The sequence below is a fragment of the Rhodococcus ruitaii genome (genome assembly GCF_055230935.1).
In genome coordinates, this window is the sequence record NZ_JBUYWC010000002.1 from 191547 (window position 1) to 208306 (window position 16760).

15 protein-coding genes are annotated in these 16760 nt (G+C 67.1%); 13 read left to right on the forward strand and 2 right to left on the reverse strand.

The window, feature by feature from the left end:
* Positions 1 to 94 precede the first annotated feature (94 nt).
* The 7 genes from fdxA to ACZI8W_RS02000 all read left to right on the forward strand — a co-directional run bounded on the left by fdxA (position 95) and on the right by ACZI8W_RS02000 (position 7967).
* Positions 95 to 418, forward strand: coding sequence for a ferredoxin (gene fdxA / locus ACZI8W_RS01970; RefSeq protein ID WP_169687621.1), 324 nt, complete (start codon positions 95 to 97; stop codon positions 416 to 418).
* A gap of 6 nt (positions 419 to 424) precedes the next feature.
* On the forward strand, positions 425 to 1534 hold the full coding sequence (gene dapC, locus ACZI8W_RS01975) for a succinyldiaminopimelate transaminase (protein WP_463366799.1): 1110 nt from the start codon (positions 425 to 427) through the stop codon (positions 1532 to 1534).
* Between the two features lie 77 nt (positions 1535 to 1611).
* Complete coding sequence (pruA, locus tag ACZI8W_RS01980; protein WP_463366800.1) at positions 1612 to 3267, forward strand: L-glutamate gamma-semialdehyde dehydrogenase; 1656 nt, start codon at positions 1612 to 1614, stop codon at positions 3265 to 3267.
* Positions 3264 to 4253, forward strand: coding sequence for a proline dehydrogenase family protein (locus tag ACZI8W_RS01985; protein ID WP_463366801.1), 990 nt, complete (start codon positions 3264 to 3266; stop codon positions 4251 to 4253). The genes pruA and ACZI8W_RS01985 overlap by 4 nt, the downstream gene beginning before the upstream one ends.
* A 30-nt stretch (positions 4254 to 4283) precedes the next feature.
* Positions 4284 to 5012, forward strand: coding sequence for a rhomboid family intramembrane serine protease (locus ACZI8W_RS01990; protein ID WP_463366802.1), 729 nt, complete (start codon positions 4284 to 4286; stop codon positions 5010 to 5012).
* A 53-nt stretch (positions 5013 to 5065) separates the two neighbouring features.
* Entirely contained in the window at positions 5066 to 6508 is a 1443-nt protein-coding gene (locus ACZI8W_RS01995; RefSeq protein ID WP_463366803.1) for an acyl-CoA synthetase, read from the forward strand.
* A gap of 160 nt (positions 6509 to 6668) precedes the next feature.
* The gene (locus tag ACZI8W_RS02000) at positions 6669 to 7967 is read left to right on the forward strand and encodes a PucR family transcriptional regulator (RefSeq protein WP_463366804.1); all 1299 of its coding nucleotides are present in this window, start codon (positions 6669 to 6671) and stop codon (positions 7965 to 7967) included.
* Positions 7968 to 8018: 51 nt separating this feature from the next.
* On the opposite strand, the gene ACZI8W_RS02005 is transcribed toward ACZI8W_RS02000, so the two are convergent.
* Both ACZI8W_RS02005 and dapD read right to left on the reverse strand, forming a co-directional pair.
* Positions 8019 to 9353, reverse strand: coding sequence for an amino acid permease (locus ACZI8W_RS02005; protein ID WP_463367032.1), 1335 nt, complete (start codon positions 9351 to 9353; stop codon positions 8019 to 8021).
* Positions 9354 to 9435: 82 nt separating this feature from the next.
* Complete coding sequence (gene dapD / locus ACZI8W_RS02010; RefSeq protein WP_463366805.1) at positions 9436 to 10389, reverse strand: 2,3,4,5-tetrahydropyridine-2,6-dicarboxylate N-succinyltransferase; 954 nt, start codon at positions 10387 to 10389, stop codon at positions 9436 to 9438.
* Between the two features lie 98 nt (positions 10390 to 10487).
* On the opposite strand from dapD, the gene dapE reads away from it, so the two are divergent.
* The 6 genes from dapE to ACZI8W_RS02040 all read left to right on the forward strand — a co-directional run bounded on the left by dapE (position 10488) and on the right by ACZI8W_RS02040 (position 16742).
* Positions 10488 to 11564 (forward strand): succinyl-diaminopimelate desuccinylase, encoded by a 1077-nt coding sequence (dapE, locus tag ACZI8W_RS02015; RefSeq protein ID WP_463366806.1) that lies wholly within the window; start codon positions 10488 to 10490, stop codon positions 11562 to 11564.
* A gap of 10 nt (positions 11565 to 11574) precedes the next feature.
* Positions 11575 to 12387, forward strand: coding sequence for an LOG family protein (locus ACZI8W_RS02020; RefSeq protein WP_463366807.1), 813 nt, complete (start codon positions 11575 to 11577; stop codon positions 12385 to 12387).
* Entirely contained in the window at positions 12381 to 12941 is a 561-nt protein-coding gene (locus tag ACZI8W_RS02025; protein ID WP_463366808.1) for an LOG family protein, read from the forward strand. The genes ACZI8W_RS02020 and ACZI8W_RS02025 overlap by 7 nt, the downstream gene beginning before the upstream one ends.
* 117 nt (positions 12942 to 13058) lie before the next feature.
* On the forward strand, positions 13059 to 14834 hold the full coding sequence (locus tag ACZI8W_RS02030; protein WP_463367033.1) for a long-chain-acyl-CoA synthetase: 1776 nt from the start codon (positions 13059 to 13061) through the stop codon (positions 14832 to 14834).
* A gap of 19 nt (positions 14835 to 14853) precedes the next feature.
* Complete coding sequence (gene folP / locus ACZI8W_RS02035) at positions 14854 to 15828, forward strand: dihydropteroate synthase (RefSeq protein WP_463366809.1); 975 nt, start codon at positions 14854 to 14856, stop codon at positions 15826 to 15828.
* On the forward strand, positions 15825 to 16742 hold the full coding sequence (locus ACZI8W_RS02040; RefSeq protein WP_463366810.1) for a glucosyl-3-phosphoglycerate synthase: 918 nt from the start codon (positions 15825 to 15827) through the stop codon (positions 16740 to 16742). Before folP ends, ACZI8W_RS02040 begins: the two co-directional genes overlap by 4 nt.
* Positions 16743 to 16760 lie beyond the last annotated feature (18 nt).

Below are 16760 nucleotides of genomic sequence, written 5' to 3' on the forward strand. Positions count from 1 at the left end.
ACGGTGGATACTGTTCGGTTGTGGGCGCCAGTGCGCCGATGCGCTGGGACCGTACCGGGTCGGCGCGCATTGTAGAGAGGCAGGGAGAACAGCAGTGACGTACACGATTGCGGAGCCGTGCGTGGACGTGTTGGACAAGGCATGCATCGAAGAGTGCCCGGTCGACTGCATCTACGAGGGTGGCCGCATGCTGTACATCCACCCGGACGAATGCGTGGACTGTGGCGCCTGCGAGCCCGTATGCCCCGTCGAGGCGATCTTCTACGAGGACGACGTCCCGGACGAGTGGTCCGAGTACGTGCAGACCAACATCGACTTCTTCAAGGATCTCGGGTCTCCCGGTGGTGCGGCGAAGCTCGGCAAGGTCGATTACGACACGCCGTTCGTCAAGAACCTCCCTCCCATGGGTGAGGACTAGGCGCCGGTGGCCACACGCGCACGCCGGTCGGCTGCACAGAACCTCCCCGATTTTCCGTGGGATTCGCTGACCGACGCGAAAGCGAAGGCTGCCGCGCACCCGGACGGGATCGTCAATCTCTCGGTGGGAACTCCTGTCGATCCGGTCGCGCCGGTGATCCGGGAGGCGCTCGCCTCGGTCGCGGTGGAGCCCGGTTATCCGACGACACACGGGACGCCCGAACTGCGGCAGGCCGCAGTGGGTGCGCTTGCGCGTCGCTACGGGATCACCGGTATCGACGAGGCATCGGTTCTGCCCGCGATCGGCACCAAGGAGATGATCGCGTGGCTGCCGACCCTGTTGGGTGTCGGCGCCGCGGATCTCGTCGTCATTCCAGAGCTCGCGTACCCGACCTACGAGGTCGGCGGGCTGCTCGCGGGTGCACGGTTGATCCGCGCCGACGGTCTCACCCGACTCGGGCCGGAGGGTGCGTCGCTGGTGTTCGTCAACTCGCCGTCGAACCCGACCGGGAAGGTGCTCGGGCTCGATCATCTGCGCAAGGTCGTGGACTGGGCCCGTACCCGGAACGCGATCGTCGTATCGGACGAGTGCTACCTCGGGCTCACGTGGGAGGGTGAGGCGCTCTCGATCCTGCATCCGAGTGTGAGCGACGGCGACCACACCAATCTGCTTGCGGTGCATTCGCTGTCGAAGACGTCGAACCTCGCGAGTTACCGCGCAGGATTCGTCACCGGCGACGCCGAACTCGTCGCGGACCTCCTCGAGGTGCGCAAGCACTCCGGCATGATGGTGCCGCTGCCGATCCAGGCCGCGATGGCCGCGGCACTGAACGACGACGAGCACGAGAACATCCAGCGCGAGCGGTACCGGGCACGTCGCGAGACGCTGCTCGCGGCCGTGCGCGGCGCCGGTTTCACCGTCGACCATTCCGAGGCCGGCCTCTACCTGTGGGCTACCAGGGGTGAAGAATGCCGCACGACCGTCGACTGGTTCGCCGAACGCGGCATTCTCGTCGCACCGGGCGAGTTCTACGGACCCGGCGGTGTGCAGCACGTTCGGATCGCGTTGACCGCCACCGACGAGCGGGTCGAGGCTGCTGCACAGCGCCTGAAGTAGGCCGCCGCAGGTGAGCACACCATCGCATTCGACCCGCGGGTCTCGGTGTCGGCGTTACCCTGGGCCAAGGAGGCACCATGGACGCCGTCACAGTTGTTCCTGAGCCGACGAACGAACCGGTTCACGGATATGCGCCGGGCAGCCCTGAGCGGGCTCGGCTTCTCGGAAAACTCGCGGAACTCACCGCCGACCCGATCGATGTGAGTCATGTGATCGGGGGAGTTCACCTCCACGGCGAAGGCGATCGCATCGACATCGTGCAGCCGCACAACCACCGCTCGGTGCTCGGCACCCTCCGCAATGCCACTGCGGCAGACGCGGCCGCAGCAGCGGATGCCGCAGCCGCGGCCGCACCGGCATGGCGCGACATGCCGTTCGACGCGCGCGCTGCGATCCTCCTGCGCGCCGCCGACCTGATGTCGGGCCCGTGGCGCGAGACCATCGCTGCCGCCACGATGCTCGGCCAGTCGAAATCGGTGCAGCAGGCCGAGATCGACGCACCGTGCGAACTGGTGGACTTCTGGCGGTTCAATGTGCACTTCGCCCGCGAACTTCTCGCGGAGCAACCGAAGTCGTCGTCGGGGGTGTGGAACCGGATGGATCACCGTCCGCTCGAGGGGTTCGTGTACGCCGTGACCCCGTTCAACTTCACGGCGATCGCCGGTAACCTACCCACCGCGCCTGCGCTGATGGGCAACACCGTCGTCTGGAAACCCTCACCGACGCAATCCCTGGCCGCCTATTGGACGATGCGCGTGCTCGAGGCGGCCGGTCTGCCTCCCGGGGTGATCAACCTGCTCACCGGCGACGGCAGGGCCGTGTCCGACGTGGTTCTGAGCGACCCGCGCTTCGCGGGTCTGCACTTCACCGGATCGGTCGCGACGTTCCGGCATCTGTGGAGGGAGATCGGCAGCAACCTCGACGCGTATCGGACCTATCCGCGGATCGTGGGGGAGACCGGCGGTAAGGATTTCGTCGTCGCGCATCCGACCGCCGATCCCGCGATCCTGGCCACCGCGCTGATTCGCGGCGCGTTCGAGTACCAGGGGCAGAAGTGCTCGGCGGCGTCGCGCGCGTTCGTGCCACGCTCGGTGTGGTCGCGGATGCGGGAGGACTTCCTCGCGCGGGTCGATGCGCTCACCTACGGCGACGTCACCGATCTGGCCAATTTCGGTGGCGCGCTGATCGATCGCCGTGCATACGAGAAGGTCGTCGGTGCCCTCGACCGCGCGCGGGACCGCACCTCCGTGGAGTTCGCCGTCGGCGGCGGGTACGACCAGTGGGTCGGCTGGTTCGTGCGACCCACGGTGCTGCTCGTCGACGACCCGGGCGACGAAGCGCTCACCACCGAGTATTTCGGTCCGATCCTCGCCGTGTACGTCTACGACGACACCGTGGCCGGTGCGTGGGAGAACGTGCTCGAGATGATCGACACCGCAACCCCGTACGCACTCACGGGGGCCGTGGTCGCGGAGGACCGCGCCGCGATCGAGCAGGCCTCCGCCGCGCTGAGGTTCACAGCGGGCAACTTCTACGTCAACGACAAGCCCACCGGCGCGGTCGTCGGACAGCAGCCGTTCGGCGGTGGTCGGCTCTCAGGCACCGATGACAAGGCGGGCTCACCGCTGAACCTGCTGCGCTGGGTATCGCCGCGTGCGCTCAAAGAGACGTTCGTCCCGCCCACCGATCACCGCTACCCGCACATGGAGCCCGACCTCGGGACGGCGCCGTGACCAGCACGGGCCGCGGTGGTGCCCTGTCGAACCCGCTGCGCCCGGTCATCCTCACGGCCGCGAAGTCGAACGCGGTGCGTCGCCTGGTGACCGGGGCGCCACCCACCCGCCGGATCGTCGATCGGTTCGTCGCCGGAACCACCCGCGCCGACGCGATGACCGTCGCCGAGCAGTTGTTGGGCTCGGGGCTCGGTGTGAGCATCGACCATCTCGGCGAGAACACCCTCGACGTAGGGCGCGCCCGCGCCGTCGTCGGCGAATACTGCGATCTGCTCGCCGATCTCGGGGCGCTCAGCGAACTCGCGCCGCAGACATTCACCGGTGCACCCGCGGTCGAAGTGTCGGTCAAACTCACCGCGCTGGGGTTATCTCTCGGGACGAACGGCAGCACGATCGCGCTCGACCACGCTCGGGAGATCTGCGCCGCTGCGCAGAAAGCGGACGCGTGGGTCAGTATCGACGCCGAAGACCACACCGTCACGGACGACACGCTCGCGATCGTCGGCGAACTGCGCGCCGATTTCCCTGATGTGGGGGCGGTGCTGCAGGCATACCTGCGCCGCACTGAACGGGACTGCCGAGAACTGGCGGGACCTCGGTCGCGGGTCCGGTTGTGTAAGGGCGCTTACGACGAGCCGGAGTCGGTGGCCTACCGGGACCGCGCCGAGGTCGATGCGTCGTATCTGCGGTGCCTGCAGATCCTGATGGCGGGCGAGGGGTACCCGATGATCGCCTCGCACGACCCTTCCGTCGTCACCGCGGTCGATTCCCTCGCCGCGCTCGCGGGACGTGGCCGCGGCGAGTTCGAGCACCAGATGCTGCTGGGGATTCGGGGCGGGGAGCAGCAGCGGTTGGCGCGCGCTGGGCGCCGGGTGAGGGTCTACGTTCCCTACGGATCGCAGTGGTACGGGTACCTCATGCGCCGGCTCGCCGAGCGCCCCTCCAACCTGCGGTTCTTCGTGCATTCGCTGCTGAGCCGCGACTGAACGGACCACCGCGGCGGTAGATTGGCGCCTGTGAGCACTTCCGGCGACGACCCCCGTTCGTGGGCGCTCTACGTCGTCGTGGTGGCACTCACCGCTCTGCTCGCTGCCCCGCGTCGCGGCAGAGACGGACGTGGCGCGCATGCCTGGTGGTGGCCGCCGCCCCCCGCAGCGATCGTGCTCTGGGCTCTGGTCGCGGTGCCGTCGGTGATCCGGTTGATCTCGCCGTCGCTGCTCGATGTGTTTCGCCGCGACCCGGTGCGCACGCGCGATGGTGAGTGGTGGCGGGTGCTGAGCTCGGCGTTGACCCAAGACGGTGGCGTGGCCGGTACGGCCGGCAATCTTGTGATGCTCGCGATCGTCGCGATCGCGGTGGTGCGTGTGTGGGGGTGGCAGCGCGCGGTCGCGTTGTTCGTGGTCGGTCAGCTGTTGTGGGGGTTGTTCACGTCGTTCGTCGCGCCGTCTGTGGGGGCGGGAGTCTCCGGCGCGGCATTCGTGATGGCGGCGTCCCTTGCGGGCCTGTGGCCGGTGGTGGGCGCGCAACGCATGCTGCTGGTGGCCTCGGCAGGCACGTTTGCCGCCGGGGTGTTGCTGGTGTTCCTCGACGATGCCCACGGTGTCGCGGTGTTGATCGGCATGCTTCTCGGGGCGGTACTCGGAATCGTGCTTCCGCCGCCTCGGCAGGCCCTGGCGTCCGGCCCCGGGAGCAATGGATTCGGTCGTGCGGAGGTCGATGAACGCCACGGGCACCCCCGACCCTGACCGCGCGCACAGCGATATGTGTGATCGGGGTGGGTCGAAGTATCGTGACGGCTGTGTCTGTACTACTGCGGTCGTTGAATCCGCTTGCCGTCGCCCGCGGCGACGATGTTGCCGATGCCGTCCGGATCGACGGCCGCACCCTGTCGCGCAGCGACATTCTCGGGGCGGCGACAGCGGTGGCCGCGCGTGTGTCGCGAGCCGAGCGGGTCGCGGTGCTCGCGGCTCCTACTGCGACGACGGTCGTGGCGATCGTCGGCTGCCTGATCGCGGGCGTCACGGTGGTTCCGGTTCCTCCCGATTCGGGGCCGGGCGAACTCGCTCACATACTGAAGGATTCGGGTGCGCAAGCGTGGCTCGGGCCCGCTCCCGACACAGGTGATGGTGATGCGAGCGCTCAGGTGCCGGAGCTCCCGGTGCTGCCGGTGCGACTGCACGCCCGTGACTGGCATCAGGTACCGGAGCCGGACCCGAAGACGATCGCGTTCGTGCTCTACACGTCCGGAACCACGGGATCGCCCAAGGGGGTGTTGCTCAGCCGTCAGGCGATTGCTGCGGGTCTCGATGCGCTCGCGCGGGCGTGGGACTGGACCGAGCGCGACATTCTGGTGCACGGATTGCCGTTGTTCCATGTGCACGGGCTGATTCTCGGAGTGCTCGGACCACTTCGCGTGGGTAGCAGGCTCATCCACACGGGCAAGCCGACGCCGCAGGCGTACGCGCAGGCCTCCGGCACTGTCTACTTCGGTGTGCCCACGGTGTGGTCGCGTGTGGCCGAGGACGAAGAGTCCGCGCGTGCTCTGGCTGGCGCGCGACTGCTCGTCTCGGGCAGTGCGCCGCTTCCGGTACCGGTGTTCGAGAAGTTGCGCGAGCTCACCGGACAGGCCCCGGTCGAGCGTTACGGCATGAGCGAAACGATGCTCACGCTGAGCACCCGCGTCGACGGTGAGCGTCGACCCGGCTGGGTGGGGACACCGGTGGCCGGGGTGCAGACACGGTTGCGTGACGAGCGCGGTGACGACGTGCCCCACGACGGCGAGAGCATCGGCGTGCTGCAGGTGCGAGGGCCGATGTTGTTCGACGGCTATCTGGGTCGCCCCGAGGCCACAGCGGCATCGTGGACCGACGACGGTTGGTTCATCACCGGGGATGTCGCGGTCATCGATTCCGAGGGCTTCCATCGGATCGTCGGCCGGGAGTCCACGGATCTGATCAAGACGGGCGGCTTCCGTGTGGGCGCAGGGGAGATCGAAACCGTGCTCCTCGGACACCCATCGGTAAGGGAGGTTGCGGTTGCGGGGCTGGAGGACGATGATCTCGGCCAACGTATCGTCGCGTTCGTGGTACCTCACGGCGATGGTCCGGCAGTGGTGGAGGACGAGTTGATCACGCTTGTTGCTCAGCAGCTTTCGATCCACAAGCGACCGCGTGAGGTGCGAGTGGTCGACTCCTTGCCGCGCAACGCGATGGGAAAGGTGCAGAAGAAACTGTTGCAGTAGTGACGTCGGCAGAACAATCTCCGGCCGAGTGCGGGTGCAGCCGGAAGCTCGACCAATAGCTCGACCAATAGTCGGTTCGGGGGTTGCGTGTGTCACACTGCAGGGCGGATTGTCTACTGCCGAGTAAGTAGGTCTACTCACTTCGATGGGGGTTCGAGGTATGTCTCTGACGGATCAGGTTCGCGAAACCGAGCAAGCGCTTCGTTCGGATCGGTACGGTGACCCGAGCCCGGCATTCATTGTCGACGGCAAGCCCGCGTCGGTTCCGCTTCGCGACTTGCCTGCGGTAGCGCGCAAGCTGGTCGAGCACTTCGCCGACAACGTCGCACCGTGCTCGCTGCGTCCTGGAGAGTCGCTGCGCGGCGACGTCACCGAGGTCACCGTCCGGTGCCTGCGCATCGCGATCCACTTGCTCGATTCCGGCGAACTCCCGTCGGACGCCGATCTCGCAGATCTACGCAGCAGCGCAGCGCAGTGGGCCCGTGCGGGATTCCGCCTCGAATACATGCTGCGCATCTATCACGAGGGCATTCGCCTCGGTTGGGAGCTCGTCAGCGACCGCGCACGCGAGGGCGATGTCATGTCGGTGGCCGACGCCTCGCGGCTGTGGATGGCGCTGCTCGAACGCGTCACCGTGACTGCCACGACCGGGTTCGTCTCGGAACTCGAGGTCATTCGCCGCGAACGCGACGTCGCCGCGCAGGAACTCATCGCCGCGCTGCTCAGCGGACAGGATGCCGCGTCGGTCGCGCGTCGGTCCGGGCTCGAACTCGCCGACGGGTACACCGTCCTCGCGGTGTCGCTGGCGCGGCATCCCGACGAGCGGAATCCGCACGTGCGCCCCGAAGTCGTTGCACGCCGAACCCTTCGCCGCGTCGAGGTCGAGTTGGAAGCCCTCTGTGACGGTAAGCACCTGGCGTTGCTCGGGCCCGAAGGCGGTACCGTGCTGCTCGCCGGAGTGTCGGCATCGCCGGTGGTCGACGATCTGCGCCGCCGGATCGAGACGGTGGCCGGTGTGTCGGTGACGGTGGCGCTGGTGCACGCATCCGTGCCGGAGGTTCCGGCGGCAGCGAAGCAGGCCCACGAACTGCTCGACCTCGTTCGTCTGCTGGGACGCCCGGTCGCCTCCTATGGGATGCACGATCTTGCTCTCGAATACCAGCTGACCCGTCCGGGGCCGGCGCGGCAGTACCTCGCGCGTGTCCTCGATCCGCTCGACGACTCACCCGAACTCGTCGAGACCCTCGAAACCCACATCTCGCACGACCTGAGTAGGCAGCTGACCGCACGCACCTTGCATGTGCACGCCAACACGGTCGATTACCGGCTCAAGCGGGTTTCTCAGTTGACCGGTTTCGATCCCACGCGGCCCTCGGGTCTGCGACAGTTGCAGGCCGCGCTGATCGCCCGGCGGCTCGAAGGTCTCAGTACGGATCGGGAGTTCCACGCGGCCCATTAGGGTTCGTTCCGGACGGTCGGTGCCGGGCTTTCGGTGCGGCCCGGCCCTCCGTCAGGAGGTGGGGTGGGCGGCCGCGTCGTTCGAGTCCGTGGGGTGGAATCGGCGCCAGACGATGCCGATCACGGTGATGATCACGAACAGCGCGGCGGTGGCCGTGAGCTGGGCCCGAGCGTCGGAGTCGGAGAGCATCAGCACGATGAACGCGACGAGCATGGCGAGTGTGAACCAGCTCAGGTAGGGGAACGCCCACATCTTCAGCTTCAGCGTGCCGTCCTGCTCGAACCGCCGCCGCAGCCGCAGGTGTGCGACCACGATGAAGAGCCAGATCGCGATCAGGGCCGAGCCGACGGCGTTGAGCAGGATCCCGAGGATCTGATCGGGAAGCAGCCAGTTCAGCCACACGCTGACGAAGCCGAAGAAGACCGACACCAGCACTGCGTTGCGGGGCACTCCGTGGTGGGTGAGTGTGCCGAGCCACGCAGGTCCGTCCCCGCCGCGCGCGAGGGAGTACGCCATCCGCGACGTTCCGTACACATTCGCGTTGAACGCCGACAGCAGCGCGATCACGACAACGAGTTCCATGAATCCGGAGACGTAAGGGATACCGGCGATATCGAGGACGGACACGAACGGTGAGGTGTCGCCGCTCGCGGTGGTCCACGGCAACACGAGCACCATGATCGCGATCGAACCGAAGTAGAAGAGGCTGATACGCCAGACGACCGAGCGGACGGCGGTGGCGATCGACCGTTCCGGATCCTTCGATTCGGCAGCGGCGATCGTGACGATCTCGATGCCGCCGAACGCGAACGCCACTGCGAGCAGACCCGCGGCGATGCCTGCCATACCGTTGGGCGCGAAACCGTCGCCGTCGCCGAGCAGATGGACTGTGCCGACCGGATCGGTGCCGGGCAGCAGACCGAACACCAGCAACGCACCCAGCACGAGGAAACCGAGGATGACGGCGACCTTCAACGCAGCGAACCAGAACTCGAACTCACCGAAATTCGCAACACGCGCGAGGTTGACCACGGCGAAGAATGTGACGAACACGAGTGCCACAACCCATTGGGGCACACCGGGAAGCCACGACTGCACGATGGCCGAGGCGCCGGTGATCTCGACCCCCAGGACCATGATCAACATGAACCAGTAGAGCCAGCCCATCGTGAATCCGGCCCAGCGGCCGATTCCGATGCGGGCGTAGTGCGAGAACGACCCTGATACCGGTAGCGCCGCACCCATCTCGCCGAGCATGCGCATCACGAAGATGATCATGATCCCGGCGAGAACGTACGAGATGAGAACGGCGGGACCCGCCGCGGCGATACCCACACCCGAGCCGAGGAACAGGCCCGCGCCGATCGCAGAGCCGAGCCCCATCATGGTCAGATGCCGGACTTTGAGTCCGCTCCCGAGATGCTGCGGTTCGGTGGCGGGCGACTCGGCTGTGCTCAAGGGATGCTTCTCAGTCGTTGGCGTGAAGGGCCGCGTTCAGTTCGACGCCGGTGCCCTTGTTCGGGACCACTTCGACGGCGCCACTGACCGAGTTGCGGCGCAGCATGAGATTCGATTTGCCGTTGAGGTCCTTGGCTTTGACGACGGTGCCGTCGGGGCCGGTGACCTTGGTTCCTGCGGTGACGTACAAACCGGCCTCGACGATGCAGTCGTCGCCGAGAGAGATGCCGACGCCGGCGTTCGCGCCGAGGAGGCAGCGTTTGCCGATGGAGATGACTTCCTTGCCTCCGCCCGACAGGGTGCCCATGATCGAGGCGCCGCCGCCCACATCGGAGCCGTCGTCGACGACGACGCCCGCGGAGATGCGGCCTTCGACCATCGAGTTACCGAGGGTGCCGGCATTGAAGTTGACGAAACCCTCGTGCATCACGGTGGTGCCGGACGCAAGGTGCGCACCGAGGCGGACACGGTCGGCGTCGGCGATGCGGACACCCGCCGGTACGACGTAGTCGACCATGCGCGGGAACTTGTCGACGCCGTACACCGTGACCGGGCCGCGGATGCGCAGGCGCGACCGGACGAGTTCGAATCCTTCGACCACGCAGGGTCCGTAGTTGGTCCACACCACGTTGGCGAGCAGACCGAAGAGGCCGTCGAGGTTGATGCCGTGCGGTTGGACGAGACGGTGGGAGAGCAGGTGCAGACGCAGGTAGGCGTCATGGGCGTCGGTGGGTGCCTTCGAGAGGTCGGCGATGGTGGTGCGCACCGCGACCTGGTTGACGTCGCGCGCCTCGTCGGTCCCCGCGAGCAGCGCGAGGTCGGACGGGATGTCCTTGCCTTCGAGCCGCGTCGTCCCGGTTTCGTTGTGTTCGCCCAGCGTGGGAGCCGGGAACCAGGTGTCGAGGACGGTGCCGTCCGCCGCGATGTTCGCGATGCCTACTGCTGATGCTCCGTGTGCACTCACGGTCGAGAAGCGTACGCGAGGCGCCGGCAGTCCTGTGTAGGCCCTGTGAAAAACCGATGCCGAACCTGTGAAAAACGACGAGTCCGTATTGTGCGGCTATGGCCGCACCGCACCTCGACCTGCACTCCGATCCGATCGACCTCACCGCAGCCCTGGTGGATATCCCCAGCGTGTCGCAGGACGAATCGGTCATCGCCGACATCGTCGAAGAGGCGCTGCGCGAACAGACGACCGGGTTCGAGGTGATTCGCAGTGGCAACGCCGTCCTGGCCCGCACGAACCGCGGTCTCGGCAGCCGCGTGATGCTGGCAGGTCACCTCGACACAGTGCCGATCGCCGACAATGTGCCATCGAGGCGTGAGGGCGACCTGATGTACGGATGCGGGACTTCCGACATGAAGTCGGGAGACGCGGTGTTCCTGCATCTCGCGGCGACCGTTACCGAACCAGCCCACGACCTGACACTCGTCTTCTACGACTGCGAGGAGATCGCTGCCTCATTCAACGGACTCGGCCGTATCGAAACCGATCTGCGCGAATGGCTCGATGCCGACGTCGCGATCCTCGGCGAGCCCACGGGTGGGCTGATCGAAGCGGGGTGCCAGGGAACGCTGCGCGTGAGGATCTCCACGAGCGGTGTGCGAGCGCATTCGGCCAGATCGTGGCTCGGCGACAATGCCATCCACAAGCTTGCGCCCGTGCTCGACCGGCTGTCGCGATACGAAGCGCGGTCGGTCGACATCGACGGCTGCGTGTACCGCGAGGGGCTGTCCGCGGTGCGCCTCGGTGGGGGCGTGGCCGGCAATGTCGTGCCCGACGCGGCAGAGGTCGACGTCAACTTCCGGTTTGCGCCGGATCGCAGCCCAGATGCGGCTCTTGCGCATGTGCGGGAGGTCTTCGTGGGCCTCGACATCGATATGGAACTGACCGACATGTCGCCGGGCGCTCTGCCGGGGCTGTCGAACCCTGCCGCCGCGGCGCTGGTGGCTGCGGCCGACGGCCGATTCCGCGCGAAGTACGGATGGACCGACGTGTCGCGGTTCGCGGCCCTGGGGATTCCCGCCGTCAACTACGGCCCGGGCGACCCGAACCTTGCGCACAAACGGGACGAGCACGTCGACGTCCGTCACATCACCGAGGTGACCGCGGTGCTCCGCGGGTACCTCACCCGATAACGTGACCGGCATGCCAGGCGACGACCAGTCCGCGAACTCCGACAGCCGACGCGATCGCGACGAGATCGTGCATCGCGGACCCGTGCAGTTGCGCGGGAATCGTGCGTTCGAGTCCACCATGATGGATCAGCGCCTGCTCGACCGGCGCGGACCTGCAGACTGGGTGCACACCGACCCGTGGCGCGTCCTGCGGATCCAGAGCGAATTCGTCGAAGGGTTCGGTGCGCTCGCGGAGGTCCCGCGCGCCGTTGCGGTGTTCGGGTCGGCGCGGACCCCGACGGACCATGCGGACTACGAGACCGGCCGGCGTCTCGGCGCCGCACTCGTCGATACCGGATACGCCGTCATCACAGGTGGCGGGCCCGGAGCGATGGAGGCGGCGAACCGTGGTGCGAGTGAGTCGGGCGGATTCTCGATCGGCCTGGGTATCGAACTGCCCTTCGAGCAATCGCTCAACGACTGGGTCGATCTGGGCCTGAACTTCCGGTACTTCTTCGCGCGCAAGACGATGTTCGTGAAGTACTCCCAGGCGTTCGTATGCCTGCCCGGCGGGTTCGGGACACTCGACGAGTTGTTCGAAGCCGTCACGCTGGTGCAGACCCACAAGATCACTCGATTTCCGATTGTGTTGTTCGGCACCGAGTACTGGTCGGGGCTGCTCGACTGGATCCGCACGACGATGCTGCGCGAGGGCAAGATTTCGGCCGAGGACCTCGACCTGATCTCGGTGACCGACAGCGTCGAGGACGCGGTGCAGATCATCGTCGCCGCGCACCGCGGTGAAGACGAGCACGAACTCTACGGCGAGGAGGCCTCGTGGTGAGCGAGCCCGGCCTGTCGGTGTGCGTCTACTGTGCGTCCGGTCCGGTGGACAAGTCGTACCTCGAGTTCGCGAGCGCGGTCGGTACGGCGCTGGGAAGCCGCGGCTGGCGGCTGGTGTCCGGCGGAGGCAATGTGTCGATGATGGGTGCGATCGCCGAGGCCGCCCGCGCCGCAGGTGCGCACACGGTCGGAGTCATCCCGAAGGCACTTGTGCACCGCGAGGTCGCCGACGTCGATGCGGACGAGCTCGTCGTCACCGACACGATGCGGCAACGCAAGGAGATCATGGAGACTCGCGCCGACGCGTTTCTCACCCTGCCCGGTGGAATCGGCACACTCGAGGAGCTGTTCGAGACCTGGACCGCGGGATACTTGGGGATGCACGACAAGCCTATGGTGCTGCTCGACCCGGTCGGGCACTATACCGGTTTGCTCACGTGGCTCGAGTCGATGGTCGACACGGGGTTCGTGGCTCGGCGTGCGCTCGATGCCCTGCAGGTCGCCGGTGATATCGAGGACGCGCTCGATCGGTGTGGCGCGGCCGCGCGAGTGTAGAGGGGGTTTCGCTCCGAGGAACAATTATCTACTCTTCGGTAAGTTCGGCGGAGCTGTGACTTCGCCCCGAACCCGCTGCCCTGCCGACCGCCGTGAGGAACGACATTGACCAACCCTGTGTCCACCGAGCGTGATTCGACCGTCTCTCCGATCGGTCTGCTTGCCGGACTACCGGCCATGTTGCCCGATGCGCCGAGTCTGCTGCGCGGGGCGCTCGGGATGACCCGCACCCCGCAGGCCCGCGAAACGATCGGGTCGGTGTTCCAGAAACTCGCCGACCGTCGGCCCGATCACCCGTTCCTGCGCTTCGACGGCGCCACGCTGAGCTACGGCGACGCGAATGCGCAGGTCAATCGGTACGCGGCCGTGCTGACGGCGCGGGGAGTGCAGGTCGGCGACGTTGTCGGCATCCTCATGGCAAACCGGCCCGAGGCGCTGCTCATCACACTCGCGGCGGTCAAGCTCGGTGCCGCGGCCGGCATGCTCAACAATCACCAGCGTGGGGAGGTGCTCGCCCACAGCCTCGGACTGCTCGACAGCAGGGTCCTCGTGATCGGCGAAGAATGCGAAGAGGCGGTCGAGTCCCTCGACGGACCGCCGCAGGCGGAAGCGGTGCTGCGCGTCGACGAACTGGACTCACTCGCCGCCGAGGCCGATTCCGCCAACCCGGCGGTCACCGAACGCCTGCAGGCATCAGAGACCGCGTACTACATCTTCACGTCCGGCACGACGGGTCTTCCCAAAGCAAGCAAGATGTCGCACTTCCGCTGGCTGAAATCGATGTCCGGGCTCGGCGGGCTGGGCGTGCGCCTGCGTCGCGACGACACCCTGTACTGCTGCCTTCCGCTCTATCACAACAACGCGCTGACGGTCGCGCTCTCGTCAGTCCTCGGCTCGGGCGCGACCCTCGCGTTGGGCCGCACGTTCTCGGCATCGGGATTCTGGTCGGATGCTCGCCGCAACAGTGCCACCGCGTTCATCTACATCGGTGAGATCTGCCGCTACCTGCTCAACCAGCCCGAGCGTCCCGACGACCGCGACAACGGCATCCGGCTGATCGTGGGCAACGGACTGCGACCCGAGATCTGGACCGAGTTCACCGAACGCTTCGGAATCGGCCGAGTGGCGGAGTTCTACGGTGCGAGCGAATGCAACATCGCATTCATCAACGCACTCAACCAGACCCGCACCGCGGGAATCTGCCCGCTCCCGCACGCGGTGGTGGACTACGACCCCGGCACGGGCAGAGCGCGACGCGGTGCCGATGGGCACCTGAAAAGCGTCCGACGAGGCGAGGTCGGTCTGCTCCTGGCGAAGGTCACCGCCCGCGCCCCCTTCGACGGCTACACCGATCCCGACGCCACCGAAGCAAAACTCGTTCGCAACGGGTTCGACGACGGAGACGTCTGGTTCGACACCGGTGACCTCGTCCGCAAACAGGGCTTCATGCACGTGGCATTCGTCGATCGGCTCGGCGACACCTTCCGGTGGAAGGGCGAGAACGTAGCAACCACCCAGGTGGAAGGAGCGGTGTCGTCGCACGAACCGGTCGCCGAAGCGGTCGTCTACGGGGTCGAGATACCGGGTGTCGAAGGCCGCGCGGGCATGGCCGCAGTGACGCTGCATCCCGATGCGGAATTCGACGGTGCTGCGCTTTCCGCAACGCTGCACCGGGCGCTCCCCGACTACGCGGTGCCGCTGTTCGTACGGATCGTCGACGAGCTCGAGCACACGACCACATTCAAGAGCCGCAAGGTGGATCTGCGCAAGCAGGGCTACACCGACATCGGCTCCGACACCCTGTTCGTCCTCACGGGTCGCTCGGGGGGATACCGCCCCTACTACGACGGATACGTCGATGCAGTCACGCGGGGTGAAATCCCCCGCCGTTGATCGTGTCAGGATGGGAGCCATGACCGGTTCCGCCGCAGAGGTTCCCGAGTTGCCCGCGCAGCCCGACGCGCGCCCGCCCGCGCCGTCTCCGACGCTGTGCGACCGACCGTCTCCGACGCTGTGCGACCGACCGTCTCCGACGCTGTGCGGCCGGCGGGTCGCCACCGACCGCGCCCTCGTGATGGCAATCGTCAACCGCACCCCGGACTCCTTCTACGATCGGGGTGCGACGTTCACCGACGACGCTGCGCTCGCCGCCGTCGACCGGGCCGTTGCCGAGGGCGCCGATCTCGTGGACATCGGGGGGGTAAAGGCGGGACCCGGCGATCTCGTGGACGTTGCCGAGGAGATCAGGAGAGTCGTGCCCTTCGTCGCAGCGATCCGAGAGCGATACCCGGATGTGCTGATCAGCGTCGACACATGGCGCAGCGAAGTGGCCAGGTACGCGGTCGACGAAGGCGCCGATCTGATCAACGACACGTGGGCGGGCGCCGACCCAGAGCTCGTCGATGTCGCGGCGGAGCTCGGCGTGGGCATCGTGTGTTCCCACACCGGCGGCGCCGCCCCTCGGACCCGCCCCCACCGGGTGCGGTACGCCGACGTCGTTGCCGAGGTCGCAGCCGAGGTCGTCGGGGCCGCCGAGGACGCCGCCCGGCGAGGTGTCGCGGCAGACTCGATCCTCATCGATCCGACCCACGATTTCGGGAAGAACACCTATCACGGGCTCGAATTGTTGCGGCACGTGGACGTTCTCGTAAAAAGCGGGTGGCCTGTGCTCATGGCGCTCAGTAACAAGGACTTCGTAGGCGAGACTCTGGGTGTCGAACTCGCCGAGCGGTTGGAGGGCACATTGGCAGCGACAGCATTGTCCGCGGCGGCAGGAGCGAGGGTGTTTCGGGTGCACGAGGTCGCTGCGACCCGCCGCGTGGTCGACATGACGGCGGCAATCGTCGGGACCCGCCGGCCCGCACGCACGGTCAGGGGGCTGGCGTGAGCGCCCCCACACGCACCTGGAGCGAAGCGAACAGCTGGGACCGTCCCGCGTGGACGGTCGCCGAACTCGAGCGCGCGAAAGCCGGACGCACGGTCACCGTGGTGTTGCCCGCCCTCGACGAGGAAGAGACGGTCGGGAAGGTCGTCGACACGATCCATCCGCTTCTGGGCGGTCTGGTCGACGAGCTGGTGGTACTCGATTCAGGCTCCGCAGACGACACCGTTGCCCGCGCGCGTGCCGCCGGTGCACGCACGATTTCACGGGAGGAAGCGGTGCCCGGTCTGCCACCGGTCTCCGGCAAGGGGGAGGTCCTGTGGCGGTCGATCGCGGCGACATCCGGCGATCTGATCGCGTTCGTCGATTCCGATCTGATCAACCCGGACCCGGCGTTCGTGCCCAAGCTACTCGGCCCGCTGCTGCTCGGCGAGGGAATCCACCTCGTCAAAGGTTTCTACCGGCGACCTCTGCGGGTCAGTGGCGCCGAAGACGCCTCCGGCGGTGGCCGGGTCACCGAGCTCGTCGCCCGACCGCTGCTCGCGGCCCTGCGGCCGGAACTGACGTGTGTGCTGCAGCCTCTCGGAGGTGAGTATGCGGGTACCCGGGAGCTGCTGCAGTCGGTTCCGTTCGCGCCGGGCTACGGTGTCGAGATCGGACTCCTGCTGGACACCTACGACCGGCTCGGTCTCGATGCGATCGCCCAGGTCAACCTGGGGGTTCGCAAGCATCGGAACCGGCCCTTGTCCGAACTCGGTGCGATGAGCAGGCAGATCGTCGGAACGATGCTGGGCCGTTGTGGGATCACCGACTCCGGTGCGCCGCTGACCCAGTTCGTCGTCGACGGCGACTCCTTCGGCCCCGTCGAGACCCACGTGAGTCTCGAGGATCGTCCACCGATGGTGACGATCACCGGCTGACCGCTTGTCGGGGCGGCG